General features: G+C 64.6%; 13 protein-coding genes. 6 read left to right on the plus strand and 7 right to left on the minus strand.

Annotation, left to right across the window (positions count from 1 at the left end):
- Positions 1 to 3 precede the first annotated feature (3 nt).
- Both HMP09_RS17400 and HMP09_RS17405 read right to left on the minus strand, forming a co-directional pair.
- Positions 4 to 1635, minus strand: a complete 1632-nt coding sequence (locus tag HMP09_RS17400) for an OFA family MFS transporter (RefSeq protein ID WP_176501375.1) — start codon at positions 1633 to 1635, stop codon at positions 4 to 6.
- A gap of 45 nt (positions 1636 to 1680) precedes the next feature.
- A complete protein-coding gene (locus tag HMP09_RS17405) occupies positions 1681 to 2355 on the minus strand; it encodes a fumarylacetoacetate hydrolase family protein (RefSeq protein WP_176501376.1) in 675 nt (224 codons plus the stop codon).
- A 127-nt stretch (positions 2356 to 2482) separates the two neighbouring features.
- Here HMP09_RS17405 and HMP09_RS17410 point away from each other — a divergent pair, with 127 nt between their 5' ends.
- Together HMP09_RS17410 and HMP09_RS17415 are read left to right on the plus strand one after the other, a co-directional pair.
- Complete coding sequence (locus tag HMP09_RS17410; protein WP_176501377.1) at positions 2483 to 3577, plus strand: catalase family protein; 1095 nt, start codon at positions 2483 to 2485, stop codon at positions 3575 to 3577.
- Between the two features lies 1 nt (position 3578).
- The gene (locus HMP09_RS17415; RefSeq protein ID WP_232090451.1) at positions 3579 to 4361 is read left to right on the plus strand and encodes a metallophosphoesterase family protein; all 783 of its coding nucleotides are present in this window, start codon (positions 3579 to 3581) and stop codon (positions 4359 to 4361) included.
- Between the two features lie 147 nt (positions 4362 to 4508).
- On the opposite strand, the gene HMP09_RS17420 is transcribed toward HMP09_RS17415, so the two are convergent.
- The 4 genes from HMP09_RS17420 to rpoB form a co-directional block, all read right to left on the minus strand.
- Positions 4509 to 5297, minus strand: a complete 789-nt coding sequence (locus HMP09_RS17420) for a hypothetical protein (RefSeq protein WP_176501378.1) — start codon at positions 5295 to 5297, stop codon at positions 4509 to 4511.
- 90 nt (positions 5298 to 5387) lie between these two features.
- Positions 5388 to 6671: a glycosyltransferase gene (locus tag HMP09_RS17425; RefSeq protein WP_176501379.1), complete on the minus strand. Its 1284-nt coding sequence runs from the start codon at positions 6669 to 6671 to the stop codon at positions 5388 to 5390.
- 235 nt (positions 6672 to 6906) lie between these two features.
- Complete coding sequence (rpoC, locus tag HMP09_RS17430; RefSeq protein WP_176501380.1) at positions 6907 to 11193, minus strand: DNA-directed RNA polymerase subunit beta'; 4287 nt, start codon at positions 11191 to 11193, stop codon at positions 6907 to 6909.
- Positions 11194 to 11359: 166 nt separating this feature from the next.
- The gene (gene rpoB / locus HMP09_RS17435) at positions 11360 to 15514 is read right to left on the minus strand and encodes a DNA-directed RNA polymerase subunit beta (protein WP_176501381.1); all 4155 of its coding nucleotides are present in this window, start codon (positions 15512 to 15514) and stop codon (positions 11360 to 11362) included.
- A 377-nt stretch (positions 15515 to 15891) separates the two neighbouring features.
- On the opposite strand from rpoB, the gene HMP09_RS17440 reads away from it, so the two are divergent.
- Complete coding sequence (locus tag HMP09_RS17440; protein WP_176501382.1) at positions 15892 to 16374, plus strand: hemerythrin domain-containing protein; 483 nt, start codon at positions 15892 to 15894, stop codon at positions 16372 to 16374.
- A gap of 142 nt (positions 16375 to 16516) precedes the next feature.
- On the opposite strand, the gene HMP09_RS17445 is transcribed toward HMP09_RS17440, so the two are convergent.
- A complete protein-coding gene (locus HMP09_RS17445) occupies positions 16517 to 17263 on the minus strand; it encodes a M15 family metallopeptidase (RefSeq protein WP_232090452.1) in 747 nt (248 codons plus the stop codon).
- 48 nt (positions 17264 to 17311) lie between these two features.
- Between HMP09_RS17445 and HMP09_RS17450 the strand changes: the two genes are divergently transcribed.
- The 3 genes from HMP09_RS17450 to HMP09_RS17460 all read left to right on the plus strand — a co-directional run bounded on the left by HMP09_RS17450 (position 17312) and on the right by HMP09_RS17460 (position 19178).
- Positions 17312 to 18016: an RluA family pseudouridine synthase gene (locus HMP09_RS17450; protein ID WP_176501384.1), complete on the plus strand. Its 705-nt coding sequence runs from the start codon at positions 17312 to 17314 to the stop codon at positions 18014 to 18016.
- Between the two features lie 16 nt (positions 18017 to 18032).
- Positions 18033 to 18458, plus strand: coding sequence for an alternative ribosome rescue aminoacyl-tRNA hydrolase ArfB (arfB, locus tag HMP09_RS17455; protein ID WP_176501385.1), 426 nt, complete (start codon positions 18033 to 18035; stop codon positions 18456 to 18458).
- Positions 18459 to 18695: 237 nt separating this feature from the next.
- A complete protein-coding gene (locus HMP09_RS17460; protein ID WP_176501386.1) occupies positions 18696 to 19178 on the plus strand; it encodes a GAF domain-containing protein in 483 nt (160 codons plus the stop codon).
- The last annotated feature ends 57 nt before the right edge of the window (positions 19179 to 19235 follow it).

Genomic DNA, 19235 nt, shown 5'->3' on the forward strand with positions numbered 1-19235 from the left:
GTCTTATTTGAACAGGATCAACGCCTTCGACAGCGTCATGTAGATACCCCAGAGGATCGGCAACCCGACCGCCAGCCATGCGAAGACGATGATCGGCGAGGTGCCGACCGCCGTAGCGACCGTATTGCTGGCGACCGTTTCCACCGCGATCGGCCGGTCATCCGCCGCCATGTGGAATTTGGCCGCGACCGGCCGGACGAACAGATTCGCGACGAACCCCGCGATTAGCATCGCCGCCAGCACCCAGAAGATCGGCGGGTAGATATCGCTGCGAGGCACGCCTGCAGCGATCGCGCGATCGCGCATGTTGGCGACGAGCAGCGGCCCGACCACGCCCGCAGTCGACCAGGCGGTCAGCAACCGTCCGTGGATCGCGCCGACATATTTCGTCCCGAACAGGTCGGCGAGATACGCAGGCACGGTCGCGAACCCGCCGCCGTACATCGAGGCGAGGATGCAGAAGACCAGGATGAACAGCCCCAGCGTCGTGCCAGCCAGCGCCGGTGCCGCGAAGCCGTAGAGCACGGCGCCCGCAGCGAGGATCGTCGCGAATAGAGGTTTGCGGCCGATGCGATCGGACAGCCATGCCCAGAAAAACCGCCCACCGATGTTGAACAGGCTGATCGCGCCGACGAACCCTGCGCCGACCGCCGCTGCGGCCTTCTTCTGGTCGTCGTCGAACGCGGTGAACAGCACGCCGGGCGCATCGATCAGGCGTCCGCCGAACAGCTCCTGCAACATCGGCGAGGCAATGCCGATGATGCCGATCGACGCGGACACGTTGAAGAACAGCACCAGCCACACGAGCCAGAATTGCGGCGTCCGGTGCGCGTCCGACAGCGCGACGTTGAAGCGGCTGATCGAGGCCTTGGCGCTGGTCGGTGCGGTCCAGCCCGCGGGTGCCCAGCCCTCGGCGGGGACGCGGTAGCCGATCGCACCTGCCATCATGAACACGAAGTAGACGCAGGCGAGGACGAGGAACGTCTGCCAGACTCCGACGCCCGCCCCTGTGCCAGCTGCGCGCGCGAAATGCTTCATCAAAAGGTCGGCGAGCGGTCCGCCGATCATCGCGCCACCGCCGAAGCCCATGATCGCCATGCCGGTCGCCATGCCACGCCGATCGGGAAACCATTTGATCAGCGTCGAGACGGGCGAGATATACCCGAGTCCCAGCCCGATCCCGCCGATCACTCCCGACCCGAGCCAGATCAGCCAGAGCTGATGCGTCGCGATCCCGATTGCGGCGATACCCATGCCGCCGCACCAGCAGAATGCGGCGACGATGCCGGCCTTCCGGGGTCCCGCCCGTTCGAGCCAGCCGCCCCAGATCGCCGCAGCGGCACCCAGCACGACGAAGAACAACGTGTAGGTCCAGACAAGATCGCTGATCCGCCAGTCGCAGGTCGTGGTGGTCAGCGCGCCGAGCAGCGAGAGGTTGGGGCAGGCGACCGGGTCGGTGATGCCGATGGCGCGCGACAGCGGCAACCAGAACACGCTGAACCCGTACGCCATGCCGATGCACAGATGGATCGCGAGCGCGCAGGGGGGCACGAGCCAGCGGTTGAACCCGGGCGCGGCGACGGTTCGCGCCCTGCTGAGGAAGCCCTCCGCGGCCAAGTCTCTGGTGTCCGGCATGCAACCCCCCTGCTTACTATATTTTATGCGCCGGACGATGAGCGATCACGCAGAGAATGTCACCTCCAGTGTTTCGAACCCGTCGATCGTCGCGCGCACGGTTTGTCCACGCTGGATCGCGCCGACACCGGCGGGCGTGCCGGTGAAGATCAAATCTCCCGGCGCCAGCGCAACGAACGTCGACAGCGTCGCGATGATTTCGGACACGTTCCAGATCATCATCGACATGTCGCCCGACTGACGCGTCTCGCCGTCGATCGCGAGCGCGATTCCGCCCGTGGCCGCGGGGATGCCGGGCGTGAGCGCGCCGACGGGGGCGGAGTGGTCGAAGCCCTTCGCCATGTCCCAAGGCCGCCCGGCCTTCTTCGCTACTGCCTGAAGATCGCGCCGCGTCAGGTCGATGCCGACACCTGCGCCGAAGATCATCGCCGCAGCATCTTCGACGGCGACGTCCTTGCCGCCCGTACCGAGCGCGACGACTAGTTCCACCTCGTGATGGAGGTCTTTGGTTTGTGGCGGGAAGGGCAGGGCACTGCCGTTTTCCACCACCGCGTCGGCGGGCTTCGAGAAGAAAAACGGCTCCTGCCGATCGGGATCCGAGCCCATCTCGCGGGCATGGTCGGCATAGTTCTGACCGACGCAGAAGATCCGGCGGACGGGAAAGCGGTCGGTCGTGCCAGCGATGGCGACGGTCGGGGTGGTGATCGTGGGAATGTGCATGGAGGCTCCTTCCGCGCCGTCATCCCGCGTTGGCGCCCGGTTTGCAACGCAAGCGGCCCGGTTTGCGGCGGATGCGGAACGTCCGTCGGTTCAACGGGTTACCGATGCGTACCCAAAGGAGATACCCATGCCCAGCAGCCAGCCCGTCCGTTTCGATCCCTCGGTCGAAACGATCGCTCCCGATGAGCAGGAGACCTTGCAGGGTATGAAGGACTCATTCCAGGAGATCCTCGAGACGACTTCGCAGGATTACGGTCACGCGGTTCGCTCGGTTCACGCCAAGGCACACGGCATCGCGCGCGGCACGTTCACGATCGCCGACATGCTTCCGCCCGAACTCGCACAGGGCATCTTCGCGACGCCCGGCACGCATGAAGCGATCATCCGCATCTCGACCAATGCCGGCGATATCCTCGACGACAGCATCAGCCTTCCGCGTGGGCTGGCGTTGAAGATCCTCGATGTCGATGGCGCGCGCCTGCCGGGGTCGGAAGGCGACACGACGCAGGACTTCATCATGGTCAACGGTCCCGCGTTTTCGGCGGCGGATCCCAAGGCGTTCGCCAAGAACCTGAAACTCCTGGCGAAGACGACCGATCGGTTCGAAGGCGTCAAGAAGGCCATGTCCGCTACGTTCCGCGTCGTCGAGTCGGCGCTGGAAGCGGTCGGCGGGCAATCGGCGACGTTGACCACGCTTGGCGGCGCCAAGCCCGTCCACCCGCTCGGCGAGACCTATTATTCGCAGACGCCGTTCCGCTTTGGCGAGTATATCGCGAAGGTTGCGTTGTTTCCGGTATCGCCCGAATTGACGCGGCTGACCGGGGATCTGGTCGACATCACCGCGCGCCCTGACGCGCTGCGCGAAGTCGTCCGCGAGGAACTGGTCGAACATGGCGGCAAATGGGAGTTCCGCGTGCAGCTCAATACCGATCTCGACGCAATGCCGATCGAGGACTCGTCCGTGGCCTGGGACGAGACAAAGAGCCCGTTCGTCACGGTCGCCACGCTCGACGTGCCGCCGCAGCTCTCATGGGAACAGGGCGTCACTGATCATACCGACGACGCACTGTCGTACAGCATCTGGCACGGCATCACTGCGCATCAGCCGCTCGGCGGCGTGAACCGCACGCGTAAGGACACGTACAAGCAGTCGGCGGATTTCCGCGGCACGTTCAACGGTTGCCCGATGCACGAGCCGGCCAAGCTGTCCGAACTCGCCTGACATGACCATGGGGGGCGATACACTGAAGCTGTTCCACGTCAGCGACGTCCATTTCGGTGCGGAGGACCCGGCGGCGATCGCCTGGTTCTCCGAACGCGTTGCGGAAGAAAAGCCCGACGCGGTCATCATGACCGGCGACCTGACGATGCGCGCGACCAAGGACGAGTTCCAGCAGGGCGGCGATTGGCTGCGTTCGCTCGGCGTGCCGGTAACGCTGGAAGTCGGCAATCACGACATCCCTTATTACTGGGACCCGTTCCGGCGGCTGTTGGCGCCTTACCAGCGCTACGCGGCCGTGGAACAGATGATCGAGCGACCGCTTCAGCTTCCCGGCGTTACCGTCGTCCCGCTGAAGACGACTGCGCGCGCGCAGTGGCGCTGGAACTGGTCGAAGGGACGCGTGAGCCCTGGCTCGCTCAAGCGCGCGCTGACGATGATCGCGGACGTGCCGAAAGGCAATCTGATCTTCATCGGCGCGCATCATCCGCTGATAGAGGGCGGTACGACCGGGACTGCCAAGACGCGCAACGGCGACGAGGCGCTGACGGCACTGGCTGAAGCCGGCGCCCATGCAGTGCTGTCGGGGCACGTCCATGATCCGTTCGACGTGCCGGTCGACCGCGCAGGCCGGATCATCCGCATGATCGGTGCGGGGACGCTGTCGAAGCGCACCCGCGGCAGTCCGCCGGCATTCAACGAAATCCGCATCGAGGGCGGGCGGTTCGAGACGTTGGCGCGAACGCTATCGGACGAGGCAAAGTATTCGATCACTAGCACAGTGTAAGGCGTTGGATCGCGCCGACCAGCTTCGCGTCTCCGTCATCCGGACGAAAGTCAGGGTCCAGAGCTACGAACGCTGACTTTTGTAACCCTGGGTCCTGACTTCCGTCAGGATGACGACGTGTATTGCGCTACGTCTGCAGACTGCCCCTTAGTCCGGCGCAGTACCGGAATTGAACTCGATATCGATCTCGACCCAGCCACCGAGAATCTGCTTCCCACCAACGCGCGGGGGGCGGACGCGAAATTGCCAAGCGGCCTGACGCATCGCGCGGGCAAGCCCCGAACCGACCGGGGACTCGCTCAGCGCCCGGCAGTTCTCGACCTGGTAATTCGCGATCATGCGACAGGCGATCTTCGCCCAGCTGTTCGGGGGCGGCGCACTCTTCAGATACCCGTTGAGTTCGGCATCGGTCGGGCGGCGATACCATTCGACCTTGTACAGCCGCTCGCCACCCGGGCCTTCGCCAGGGCCATATGCTGAACCGCTGTCCTTCCCCTTGCCCGATCCGCTTCCGCCGTCACCGCCAGCAAGCTGGTCATCAGGATGCGAGGGCATCTTCGAGATATCTGCCGCATCGAACATTTCCATGCCGCCGAGCATTTTGATCGGCAACGGCGGCGGCGATTTCGGCGGGGCAGGGGGCGCCTGTGCCGACGCGACACGCGGCGCGGCGCGCTGCGGCGAACCACCGCTCGCGCGCTTCTCCCGGGTCGCCGACGGCGTGCGCTTCTGCGGCGTCGGCGTGGTCTGGTCCGGTGCGATCTGGAACGTCACGGGATCGCGGCGCTCTTCCGGCTTTACGACGGCGGACGGCGCCAGGCGCAACAGCAGCAGCAGGATCAGGACATGCGCAATGACCGTCAGCACGAACGCGCCACTGCGCCGTCGCGTCGCGCCACGCGTCTCGATCGACGAAGGATGGTACGCCGACCGCATCGGCAGTCCGCCTAGACCCGCGGACGCGCGACGGCAACGCCCCGCGTCGCCGATCTTTTTCGCAATATCCACTGCAGAATGCCTGTCGGTTCAGCCACGCGCAATCAGCAGCGCGGCGATCTCGTCCGCGGCGGCGTCCGCACCATTCTCCAGCGCGACCTGCGCTCCGATTTCCGCGGCCTTCGCTTTTACACGCTCCGTGAGAATTGCGGTGATCGCAGGCCCGGCGCGCGCGGTGGTGAATCGCTTCACCGATAGCGTGCTACCCACGCCGATCTGGTGGATGCGGTGGGCGTTATCGTGCTGATCGCCCATGTGCGGCACCACGAGCTGGGGTTTGCCAGCGCGCAGCGCCTGACCGGTGGATCCCGCGCCGCCATGGTGGACAATCGCGGCCGCCCGCGGGAACAGCAGCGAATGCGGCGCATAGCGGCAGACGTAAATATCCTCGCTCGCTGCGGTGCGATCGTCGCTGCCGGTGAGCAGGACCGCGCGCAGGCCGAGCGCGCGCGCGGTCGCCGCCGCGGTGGCGTAGAAGTCGCCCGGCGCAAACGTGGCGAAGGACCCCAGCGTGAAGACCAAGGGCGGCGCACCCGCGTCGAGGAATGCCTCAAGCGCAGGATCGAGCGTTTCGGGTGTCCCCGTATCGCTATCGAATATCGCAAAGCCGGTGACACGGGCAGTGTCCGCAAGATGAAGCGGGCGTGGCGCGATGGCTGGCGAATAGCAGCACAGCGTCAGGTCGGTCACCGCGGGCGTTTCCAGCAACAAGGCCTGGCGCGAGGGCGGCAGGCCACGCGCTGCGCGAACCACATTGACGTGCCGTCCATGACGGTGACGCAGGACACCGCGCATGACCCGGTATACGGACCGGTTCCACGCACGCCCCATCGGCCCGGTCGGCGCGGGGACCATCATCCGAAAGTCCGGCGTTCTCGGGGGCGCATAGGCGGAAAAAATCGCCATGGGTTGAAGCAGGACGTTGATCAGCGGAACCCCGCGCGCTTCCGCGACGATCGGCGCGGCGAACACGAACAACGAGGCCACAAGCGCGACCGCGCCGTCCATGGCGTCATCCAGGGCCGTCATACTGTCGGCCAGCCACGGCATCAGGATCCTGTTCATCAGATAGGTCTGATCCGCCATGATCCGTCGTGCCGCCTGGTCGGGGGGCAAACCCAGCGCCTCGGCGAGCGTATCGAACCCCCCGGCGATCGCTACGCTGGTCAGTCCGGCGGCGTCGACCTTACCGACATGATCGGCCGGTACCGCCAGCACGACCGCGAACCCGCGGGCCTTGAGCGCAAGGCCGATGGCGATGAAGGGATGGAGGTCGCCGAGCGAGCCGATCGTGGCGAGGACGATCTTTCGCATCGGCTGTGAATGGTCCTTCCCTGCCGCGTGGATCGACGGCTGCTCAGGGCTACGAAATTTTCATGTCGGGAACATTGCAGTCGAGGACTGGGCGTGGACGGGCCGCGGACCGGGGCGGCCGGGGGCATCGATACCGACTAGGCTCTGCAGTTCGCCCAAACGAAGAAGGCCGCCGCCCGGTATCCCGGACGGCGGCCTTTTCCTTGGTCAGCGCCGAAGCGTCTGGCGAAACCGATTACTCGGCTTCGTTCAGATACTCGCCGGCATCCGCATCGGTGCCAGTGCCCGAGGTGACGACCGCTGCGAGCGGATCCTCACCGACGCCGCCGGCGTCACGCGGGCTGCGCGCGAGTTCGGCAGCATGCTCGTCGGCAGCCGACATCGGAGCCACGATCGACACCTCCGCCATCTTGCGCTGCTGGACGCGCATCGCAGCATCGCGGCTGTTCGCCACGACCCGCAGGCGGTTGAGACCTGCGCCGGTGCCTGCCGGGATGAGCCGGCCGACGATGACGTTTTCCTTCAGGCCCATCAGCATGTCCTGCTTACCCTGGACAGCCGCTTCGGTGAGGACGCGGGTGGTCTCCTGGAACGAGGCCGCCGAGATGAAGCTGCGGGTCTGCAAGCTCGCCTTGGTGATCCCGAGCAGGATCGGCTTACCCTGTGCGCGGGTCTGCTTCTTCTCCAGCTTCTCGTTGGTCGCGTCCATTTCCTCGCGATCGACCTGCTCGCCCTTCAGCAGCGTGGTGTCGCCGCCGTCGGTGATCTCGACCTTCTGCAGCATCTGACGAACGATCGTCTCGATGTGCTTATCGTTGATCTTCACGCCCTGGAGACGATAGACCTCCTGGATTTCCGACACGAGATACTCGGCGAGGGGCTCGATACCCATCGTCTCGAGGATGTCGTGCGGATCGGGCGAGCCGCCGATCAAATTGTCGCCGCGCTTGACGTAATCGCCTTCCTGCACGTCGATGACCTTCGACTTCGGCACCAGATACTCGACGACGTCGCCGCCATCCTCGGGCTGGATGCCGATCTTGCGCTTCGCCTTATAGTCCTTGCCGAACACGACGCGGCCCGAGATCTTGGCGATGATCGCCGAGTCCTTGGGAATGCGCGCCTCGAACAGCTCGGCAACGCGCGGCAGACCACCGGTGATGTCGCGCGTCTTGGCGCTCTCGCGGCTGACGCGGGCAACGACGTCGCCGCCGAACACCTGTGCGCCGTCCTCGACCGACAAGGTCGCACCGATCGCCAGCATGTAGCGGCCGGTCTCGCCCGACGTCTCGTCGAGCAGGGTCATGCGCGGACGCAGATCCTCCTTCGACTTGGTCGCCGCACGATATTCGATCACGACGCGCTGGGCGATACCCGTGGCTTCGTCGGTCTGCTCGGTGAGCGTCTTGCCCTCGATCAGGTCGACATACTTGATCGTGCCCGGGTTCTCCGTGATCACCGGCATGGTGAACGGATCCCACTCGGCCATCCGGTCACCGCGCGACACGATGTGGCCATCGTCGAACAGCACGTACGCACCGTAGGGGATGCGGTCGACCGAGAGCTCGCGGCCGTCCATGTCGACGATCGCGATTTCGCCCGAGCGGCTGAGCACCACGCGACGGCCACGCTGGTCGACGATGATACGCAGGTCGCGGAACTGCACCGTACCGTCGGCATGCGCCTCGAGGTTCGACGTCTCGTTGAGCTGCGCTGCACCACCGATGTGGAACGTACGCATCGTCAGCTGCGTGCCCGGCTCACCGATCGACTGCGCGGCGATGACGCCGACAGCTTCACCGATGTTGACCGGCGTACCGCGGGCGAGATCGCGCCCGTAGCACTTGCCGCAGACGCCGATCTTCGATTCGCAGACCAGCGGGCTGCGGATCTTGCACGACTGCGTGCCGAGGCCCTCGATCGTCGTGATCATCGGCTCGTCGAGCAGCGTGCCCGACGGGATGATGACCTTGCCGGTCTTCGGATCGACGATGTCTTCCGCGGTCGTACGACCCAGGATGCGCTCGCCGAGGCTTGCGATCGTCGAACCACCCTGGAGAATGGCCTTCATTTCGAGCGCGCGCGTGGTGCCGCAATCCGGCTCGATGATGACGCAATCCTGCGACACGTCGACCAGACGACGGGTGAGATACCCCGAGTTCGCCGTCTTCAACGCCGTATCCGCGAGGCCCTTACGAGCGCCGTGGGTCGAGTTGAAGTATTCAAGGACGGTCAGGCCTTCCTTGAAGTTCGAGATGATCGGCGTCTCGATGATCTCGCCCGACGGCTTGGCCATCAGGCCGCGCATGCCGGCTAGCTGCTTGATCTGCGCCTGCGAACCACGAGCACCCGAATGGGCCATCATGTAGATCGAGTTGATCGGCTTTTCACGGCCGGTTTCCTCGTCGACCTTCACCGCACGGATCTCGTCCATCATGGCGTTCGCGACCTGGTCGCCGCAACGGCTCCAGGCGTCGATCACCTTGTTGTACTTCTCCTGCTGCGTGATCAGGCCGTCCTGATACTGCTGCTCGAAGTCCTTCACGAGCGCCTTGGTGTCGTCGACCAGACCAATCTTGGCGTCCGGAATGATCATGTCGTCCTTGCCGAACGAGATGCCGGCGCGGAAGGCGTGGCGGAAGCCGAGCGACATGATCGCATCGGCGAACAGCACGGTCTCCTTCTGGCCGGTGTGACGATAGACCTCGTCGATCACGTCGCCCACGTCCTTCTTGGTGAGGAGGCGGTTGACGGTGTCGAACGGCACCTTGTGGCTATGCGGCAGGCACTCGCCCAGCAGCATGCGGCCCGGGGTCGTCTCATACCGCTTGAGGTACTGCTTGCCCTTCTCGTCGGTCTGCGGAACGCGGCTGATGACCTTGGTGTGCAGCGTGACCGCCTGCGCGTTCAGCGCCTGGTGCACTTCGGCCATGTCGCCGAGCAGCATCCCCTGGCCCGGCTCGTTCTCCTTCATCATCGACAGATAATAGAGACCGAGGACCATGTCCTGCGACGGAACGATGATCGGCTTGCCGTTGGCGGGCGACAGGATGTTGTTCGTCGACATCATCAGGACGCGCGCTTCGAGCTGGGCCTCGAGGCTCAGCGGGACGTGCACGGCCATCTGATCGCCATCGAAATCGGCGTTGAACGCGGAGCAGACCAGCGGGTGAAGCTGGATCGCCTTGCCCTCGATCAGCACCGGCTCGAACGCCTGGATGCCGAGACGGTGAAGCGTCGGCGCACGGTTCAGCATGACCGGATGCTCGCGGATCACCTCGTCCAGGATATCCCAGACTTCCTTGCGCTCCTTCTCGACCCACTTCTTGGCCTGCTTCAGGGTCATCGACAGACCCTTCGCATCGAGACGCGCGTAGATGAACGGCTTGAACAGCTCGAGCGCCATCTTCTTCGGCAGGCCGCACTGGTGCAGCTTGAGCTCAGGCCCGGTCACGATGACCGAACGACCCGAATAGTCGACGCGCTTGCCCAGAAGATTCTGGCGGAAGCGGCCCTGCTTGCCCTTGAGCATGTCGGACAGCGACTTCAGCGGACGCTTGTTCGCGCCCGTGATCGTGCGACCGCGGCGACCGTTATCGAACAGTGCGTCGACGGCCTCCTGCAGCATGCGCTTCTCGTTGCGGACGATGATGTCCGGCGCGCGGAGCTCCATCAGGCGCTTCAGGCGGTTGTTGCGGTTGATCACGCGGCGATACAGATCGTTCAGATCCGACGTCGCGAAACGACCACCGTCCAGCGGCACCAGCGGGCGCAGCTCGGGCGGGATGACCGGCACGACCTCGAGGATCATCCACTCGGGGCGGTTGCCCGAATCGATGAAGCTCTCGACGACCTTCAGGCGCTTGATGATCTTCTTGGGCTTCAGCTCGGACTTGGTGACCGCGAGCTCTTCGAGCAGCGCGGTACGCTCACCGACGAGGTCGAGCGATTCGAGCATGATGCGAACCGCCTCGGCACCGATACCGGCCGAGAACGCGTCCTCGCCATACTGGTCCTGCGCGTCGAGGAGCTCGTCCTCGGTCATCAGCTGGTACTTTTCGAGCGGGGTCAGGCCCGGCTCGATGACGATGTACGCCTCGAAGTACAGCACGCGCTCGAGCTGCTTGAGCTGCATGTCGAGCAGCAGGCCGATGCGCGACGGCAGCGACTTCAGGAACCAGATGTGCGCGACCGGTGCGGCCAGCTCGATATGGCCCATCCGCTCGCGGCGAACCTTCGAGACGGTAACCTCGACGCCGCACTTCTCGCAGACGATGCCCTTGTACTTCATACGCTTGTACTTGCCGCACAGGCACTCGTAATCCTTGATCGGACCGAAGATGCGCGCGCAGAACAGGCCGTCACGCTCGGGCTTGAACGTGCGATAGTTGATGGTCTCGGGCTTCTTGATCTCGCCGAACGACCAGCTGCGGATCTTGTCCGGCGATGCGATGCCGATCTGGATCTGGTCGAACGTCTCGGTCTTGGCGACCGGATTGGCGAAGGGGGTCATCTCGTTCATTTTATTCTCCATTCCCCTTCCGCGTCGCGGGAGGGGCTAGGGGAGGGGATGTCGTAGCCTCTTCGGGGTGCGCCTGGATCAGGCCCTCCCCCGACCCCTCCCGGTAGGGCCCCGTCAAAGTACTACTTTGATGGGAACCCAACGCGGGAGGGGAGGAAGTAGAGGCCTACTCCGCCGCGATCTGGATGCCGTCGCTGTCGTAGCCGGGCTCCGACTGCTTCAGGTCCACATTCAGGCCGAGCGAGCGCATTTCCTTGACGAGCACGTTGAAGCTCTCCGGGATGCCGGCCTCGAACGTGTCGTCACCCTTGACGATCGCCTCGTAGACCTTGGTGCGACCGACCACGTCATCGGACTTCACCGTCAGCATTTCCTGCAAGGTATACGCCGCGCCGTAAGCCTGGAGCGCCCAGACCTCCATCTCGCCGAAGCGCTGACCACCGAACTGCGCCTTACCACCCAGCGGCTGCTGCGTGACCAACGAGTACGGCCCGATCGAGCGTGCGTGGATCTTGTCGTCGACCAGATGGTGCAGCTTGAGCATGTAGATGTACCCAACCGTCACCTTGCGATCGAACTGATCGCCGGTGCGACCATCGAACAGATCCGACTGACCCGACGTGTCCAGCCCCGCCAGCGCCAGCATCGCCGAAACGTCGGCTTCGCGGGCACCGTCGAACACCGGCGTCGCCATCGGCACGCCGCCCTTCAGGTTCTTGGCCAGCTCGACGATCTCGTCACCCGAGCGGGCGTCGATTTCCGCGTGATACTGCTCGCCATACACCGTCTTGAGACGATCGCGGACCGCCTCCGGCATCGCGCCGGGCTTGGCGTCCGGGTTCTCCTCGCGCCACGTCTCGAGCGCCGCGGTGATCGACTGACCCAGACCACGTGCGGCCCAGCCCAGATGCGTCTCGAAGATCTGCCCGACGTTCATGCGCGACGGCACGCCCAGCGGGTTGAGCACGATATCGACCGGCGTACCGTCGGCGAGGAACGGCATGTCCTCCGCCGGCAGGATGCGGCTGATGACGCCCTTGTTACCGTGACGGCCGGCCATCTTGTCGCCCGGCTGTAGCTTGCGCTTCACCGCGACGAACACCTTGACCATCTTCAGCACGCCCGGCGACAGCTCGTCACCACGCTCCAGCTTCTCGCGACGATCGTGGAACTTGTCGGTGATCAGCTTGGCGGCATCGTCATACTGGATCTTGACCGCTTCGAGATCGCCCTGGACCTTGTCGTCGGCGACCGCGAACTTCCACCATTCGTGGCGGTCGACGCTGTCGAGCAGATCCATGTCGATCACGAAGCCCTTCTTGACGCCCTTCGGCGCCGAGGTGGCGGTCTGATCGAGCAGCATCTCGCGAAGACGCGACCACGTCGCACGGTTCAGGATCGAACGCTCGTCGTCCGAATCCTTCTTCAAGCGCTCGATCTCCTCGCGCTCGATCGCCATCGCGCGCTCGTCCTTGTCGATGCCGTGACGGTTGAAGACGCGAACGTCGACGACCGTACCCGACACGCCCGGCGGCAGGCGAAGCGACGTATCGCGCACGTCGCTGGCCTTCTCGCCGAAGATGGCGCGGAGAAGCTTCTCCTCCGGCGTCATCGGCGATTCACCCTTCGGCGTGATCTTGCCCGCGAGAATATCGCCCGGCTCGACCTCTGCGCCGATGTACACGATGCCCGCTTCGTCGAGGTTGCGAAGCGCTTCCTCGCCGACGTTCGGGATATCGCGCGTGATGTCCTCCGGCCCGAGCTTGGTGTCGCGCGCCATCACTTCGAACTCGTCGATATGGATCGACGTAAACACGTCGTCCTTCACGATCCGCTCGGATATCAGGATCGAATCCTCGTAGTTGTAGCCGTTCCACGGCATGAACGCGACGAGGCTGTTGCGACCCAGCGCCAGCTCGCCGAACTCGGTCGACGGACCGTCGGCGAGCACGTCGCCTGCACGGACCGCGTCGCCCACCTTCACCAGCGGGCGCTGGTTGATGCAGGTCGACTGGTTCGAACGCTGGAACTTCATCAGCGTGTAGATGTCGACGCCCGACTTGCCAGCATCGATCTCGCCGGTCGCTCGGATGACGATACGCGCCGCGTCGACCTGGTCGACGATGCCCGCACGCTTGGCCGAGATAGCTGCACCGGAGTCACGCGCGACCGTCTCTTCCATGCCGGTGCCGACGAACGGCGCCTCGGCCTGGACGAGCGGCACGGCCTGACGCTGCATGTTCGAGCCCATCAGCGCGCGGTTGGCGTCATCGTTTTCCAGGAACGGAATGAGCGATGCGGCGACCGAGACGAGCTGCTTGGGGCTGACGTCCATCAACGTGATGTTGTCGGGCAGCGCCATCAGGAATTCGCCAGCCTGACGCGACGAGACCAGTTCCTCGACGAAGCCGTTCGACGAATCGAGCTCGGCGTTGGCCTGCGCGATCGTGTGCTTGGCCTCTTCCATCGCCGACAGGTACACGACGTCGTCGGTCACCTTGTGGTCGACGACCTTGCGGTACGGAGTCTCGATGAAGCCGTACTTGTTGACGCGCGAGAAGCTGGCCAGCGAGTTGATCAGACCGATGTTCGGGCCTTCCGGCGTTTCGATCGGGCAGATGCGGCCATAGTGGGTCGGGTGAACGTCGCGGACTTCGAAGCCAGCGCGCTCACGCGTCAGACCACCTGGTCCAAGTGCCGACACGCGACGCTTGTGGGTGACTTCCGACAGCGGGTTGGTCTGATCCATGAACTGCGACAGCTGCGACGAGCCGAAGAATTCGCGGACCGCGGCAACCGCAGGCTTCGCGTTGATCAGATCGTTCGGCATGACGGTCGAGACGTCGACCGACGACATGCGCTCCTTCACGGCGCGCTCCATGCGGAGCAGGCCGACGCGGTACTGGTTCTCGAGCAGCTCGCCGACCGAACGGACACGACGGTTACCGAGGTTGTCGATATCGTCGATCTCGCCCTTGCCGTCCTTCAGGTTCACGAGCGTCTTGATGACCTCGAGAATGTCCTCGGTGCGCAGCGTCGTGACGGTGTCCTCGACGTCGAGGTCGAGACGCATGTTCAGCTTCACGCGACCGACGGCCGACAGGTCGTAGCGATCGGGATCGAAGAACAGACCCGAGAACAATGCTTCGGCCGTCTCCAGCGTCGGCGGCTCGCCGGGGCGCATCACGCGGTAGATGTCGGACAGAGCCTGCTCGCGCTCTTCGGCCTTGTCGACCTTGAGCGTGTTGCGGATCCACGGACCCGTCGCGACGTGATCGATGTCGAGCAGGTCGAGACGCTCGATGCCTGCCTGGTCGAGCAGTTCGAGGTTCTCGGCCGACACTTCGTCACCGGCTTCGATGTAGATGCGGCCGGTCGACTCGTCGATCAGGTCGTATGCCGAATAGCGACCGAAGATTTCCTCGGTCGGGATCAGCAGGTCGGTCAGGCCGTCCTTGAACGCCTTGTTCGCAGCGCGTGGGGAAATCTTCTGGCCGTTCGGGAACACGACTTCGCCGGTCTTGGCATCGACGATGTCGAACATCGGCTTCTGGCCACGCCAGTTCTCGACCTGGAACGGAACGATCCAGCCACCCTGACCGCGGACGAACGTCACGCGGTTGTAGAAATAGTTGAGGATCTCTTCCGACGTCATGCCGAGCGCATAGAGAAGCGCCGTCACCGGCAGCTTGCGCTTGCGATCGATGCGGACGTTGACGATGTCCTTGGCGTCGAACTCGAAATCGAGCCACGAGCCGCGATACGGAATGACACGCGCGGCGAACAGATACTTGCCCGATGCGTGCGTCTTGCCGCGATCGTGATCGAACAGGACGCCCGGCGAACGGTGCATCTGCGAAACGATGACGCGCTCGGTGCCGTTGATGAAGAACGTACCGTTCTCGGTCATGAGCGGCATGTCGCCCATGTAGACGTCCTGCTCCTTGATATCGATGACCGACTTGGCCTCGGTATCGGGATCGACCTCGAACGCGGTCAGGCGCAGCGTGACGCGCATCGGCGCGGCGTAGGTGATGCCGCGCTGGCGGCATTCCTCAACGTCGAACTTCGGCGGCTCAAGGACGTAATCGTCGAAATCGAGATAGGCGGTGCCGGCAAAATCCTGGATCGGGAACACGCTGCGCAGCGTCTTCTCGAGACCCGAGACGTGGCCGATCGACTTGTCGGAGCGCAAGAACTGCTCGTAGCTCTCGCGCTGGACCTCGATCAGGTTCGGCATCTGCACGACTTCGTGGATGTTGCCGAAAACCTTGCGGATACGGCGCTTTGCAGTGCCGTGTTCGATCGCCTTGGATGCCATAGGTTTTGTTTCGCCCTATAAAAACTGACGGATCAGTCGTAATTTCGTGCTTGGGAACCCCCAAGCGGGACGCACGTTCACGCAAAAAGGCCGCGCGCATCAGGTGCGGCGGCTCTCAGCGTATGAAACCTCGGTATCCAATACGATCGACACGCTGCGCGACGGCATGTCATTTCCCGGATGCTGTGGTGAGCGACGGATATAGGCGCGGCCCAGCGTCATGTCAAAGGGCAGGTGTTACATGGCCGTTTCGACACGGTCGAACTGCCCGAAATACTATAGCGATCGGTCCTTGGGCACCGCTATCTGCATCCATGAGTAGGCGTAACGCGTAGTTGTAACGGTACCGGTGACATTCGCAGGGGAGTAGCGGCGTCATGAACGATAGGATCTCAGCACGGACAGTATCCGACCAGGACCGTGCGAACTGGACTCGGCTGATCGACGATCACGAAAAGATCGCCGGACAGTGCGCCGACCTCGTGACCCTGTCGCGACAACCCAAGACGCAAAGTGCGATCGCATCGCGCAAGCTGATCGAACTTGCGGTGACGGTTGCCGATCATCTCGGCGTCGAGGACGAGGTCATCGATCGCACTGTCGTTGCGATGGAGGCGCATCGCTCGGCTGACACGATCGCGATGATGGAGGAGGATCTCGACATCCTGCGTTCGGACTGGACGGCGTTCATCGGTCGCTGGCTGCCGACGATCTCGCCGAAGGACTGGGCTGCGTTCTGGGTACAGGCGGAGTCGATGCTCGATCGGTTGTCGCACCAGGTGAAGCTGGAGACCGAACTGCTGTACGATCACGCATTGCGCGACGGCGTAATGCGACCGGGCGGTCTGGTTCTGCACTAAGGTGCTTATAAATCCTCCCCCGCCAGGGGGAGGTGGCTGGCTCTTGCCAGACGGAGAGGGAGGAAAGGGCTGGGCGCCGTTTCGTGTCCTCCCCCTCCGTCACCTTCGGCGCCACCTCCCCCTGGCGGGGGAGGATCAAGCATCAGCGGCGCTTCTTCTTCGCGGGCACAGGGGCCACCGGCGCCGCCGGTACCGGCGGCTGCACGGTAACCTTCACCACCAATGGTAACACCCCAGGATCAGCCGGATACAGGCGCCGCGCCCGTCCAAACACGAACCGCGCCTTCGCCGCCCCAGGCGCACTCTCGCTCACGCCGACCCAGCGCCAATGCCACGGCTCCCACTTCACATGCTGCTTGTTGCCGCCGGGAAAGCTCTGCTCGAACCCGAACCGCGGCGCGTTCGACCGCAGCCAGCGCGCGGCAGGCGTCGCGGCCATGCAGGCCTCCGCATCGGGACACCCGTTCGCCGGCCGGACCGCGAAATCCAGCGCATAGCCTGTCGAATGCTCGCTATACCCCGGCGGCGCGACCGAGATCGCGCGATCGGCCGGGCTGCTCGTCTCGCCGCGGCAGAATACGCTGCGCTGGCGGGCGATCGACCGCTGGCACGACAACGCACGCAGCTGGCCCATCACCGACGGATCGCCCTGCGCCGCCGCGAACAGCCGCAACAGGTCGGGCAGGATGTCGGCGCGTACAACGCACGGATTGCCCACCGAATATTCGGACGGCAGCGTGACGAGTTCGGTTTCGGGCGCATCGCCGTACGGCAAATGCCCAAAGGCACGGCCGTCGGGGGCGATCGCCGCGCTCTGCCCCTCGCAGAGTTGCGCGTCCGCGATGGTCGGGGCGAAGAGGAGCGCGAGGGCCAGCGTGCGGTGCAACATCGACGCAAGCTCTGGCACGCAGGCGCTAATGATGGCAAGGGCGGCACCATGCATGGTGAACGCGTACTCTTCCTCGACGGCGAGGCCCTGGTGATCGACAAGCCCGCAGGGCTGCCGGTCGATCCGCCCCGCGATGGCTCGTTGAGCCTCGAAAATCATCTCGATAGCCTGAAGTTCGGTTTTCAGCGCTGGCCCAAGGCGGTGCACCGGCTGGATCGCGACACGAGCGGCTGTCTGCTCCTGTCACGCAATCCGAAGGCGCATGCCCGCTTGCAGCAGGCGTTCGAGCAAGGCCTCGTGTCGAAGCGCTACGTCGCGCTGCTCGACGGCGTGGTCGAAGGCACGTCCGGCTTGATCGAAATGGCGCTCGGCAAGGTCAGTACGGCCGAAACCGGCTGGCGGATGGTCGAGGATCCCAACGGCAAGAAATCGCGCACCAAGTGGCGCGTGCTCGAGATCAAGGACGGGCGCTCGTTGGTCGAGTTCCTCCCCGAGACGGGGCGCACGCATCAGATCCGCGTCCATGCGGGAAGCGGCCTCGGCGCACCGGTGGTCGGTGACGGCGTCTACGGCAAGGCCGATGGCCTCGGCATGATGCTCCACGCCCAACGGCTGATCGTCCCGCGCGCGGGCAAGCCCGACGTGCTGGCCGAAGCGCCGTTGCCAGAGCGGTTCGCCAAGGCCGGGTTCGCCGACGAGGCGGCTCCGGTCGCCGTTGCCGAAGTGACGACGCCCGACTCCGCCGACGGCTGAGCAAGGCTAGGAGCTGATGGTCGCGATTCCGATCACCCGATCGATCTCGATCGACGACAGCGAACTGATCGAGAGTACGACGCGTGCGGGCGGTCCCGGCGGTCAGCATGTCAACACTACCGACAGCGCGGTGATCCTGCGCTTCGACGTCGGCCTGTCGCCCGGTTTGCCGCTCGCGGTGAAGAACCGCATCGCGGTGATTGCCGGATCGCGCCTGACCCGCGACGGCGTGCTGGTCTTGCGCAGCGAGGGCTCGCGGTCGCAACTGCTCAACCGCCAGGAAGTCCGCGAACGCCTCGTCGCCCTGATCAAAGAGGCAACGATCGTCCCCAAGGCGCGACGCGCGACCAAGCCGTCCAAGGCAGCGAAGGCACGACGGGTCGATACGAAGAAAGTGCGGAGTGGGGTCAAGGCGGGGCGCGGCAAGGTCCGCGACGACTGAGTGGTTGGTCCAGAGACCGACCGATATACTTCTTCGTTCTCCCGCGAAGGCTGGAGCCCAGGCTGGATCCCCGCCTTCGCGGGGAAGCAGGTCTTGCGTCGTTGAGAGGGAGGAGCACCGACCCCGTTATCCCGGCGAAAGCTGGCGTATGCTTGAGGAACGGGCAACGGGCGCCAACATGGATCCCCAGCTTTCGCTGGGTGACGGGTATTACGTCCCCCGACCAAGGAAGAAGTCATGTACCAGTTCGATATTTCAGCCGGCACCAAGGCCGATCTCTACCGCGACCTGCTCGCCGCGCTCGACGCGCTGACGACGGACGAGACCGATCCGATCGCCAACATGGCCAACGCCGCCGCGCTCGTGTGGGAGTATCTCCCCGACTTGAACTGGGCGGGTTTCTACCGGCTCGTAGAGGGCGAACTCGTGCTCGGGCCGTTCCAGGGCAAGGTCGCGTGCATCCGCATCCCGGTCGGCAAGGGCGTCTGCGGAGCCGCTGCCGCGACGTTGACGACGCAACTGGTCGAGGACGTGCACGCGTTCCCAGGCCATATCGCCTGCGATGCCGCGAGCCGCTCCGAGCTGGTGGTGCCGGTGACCAAGGATGGCATATTGATCGCAGTGCTTGACCTCGACAGCCCCGAACCCGCGCGGTTCGACGCCGAGGACGCGGCAGGGTGCGAGGCGCTGGCGGCATTGCTCGCCGACCGGTTGGCCTAGCACGAGGCCGACGCGCCCCGTTTCGGGACAGCACGTCGTCTGGCGACTCCTCGGCGC

This window comes from Sphingomonas sp. HMP9, from assembly GCF_013374115.1.
Taxonomy (GTDB): Bacteria; Pseudomonadota; Alphaproteobacteria; order Sphingomonadales; family Sphingomonadaceae; genus Sphingomonas.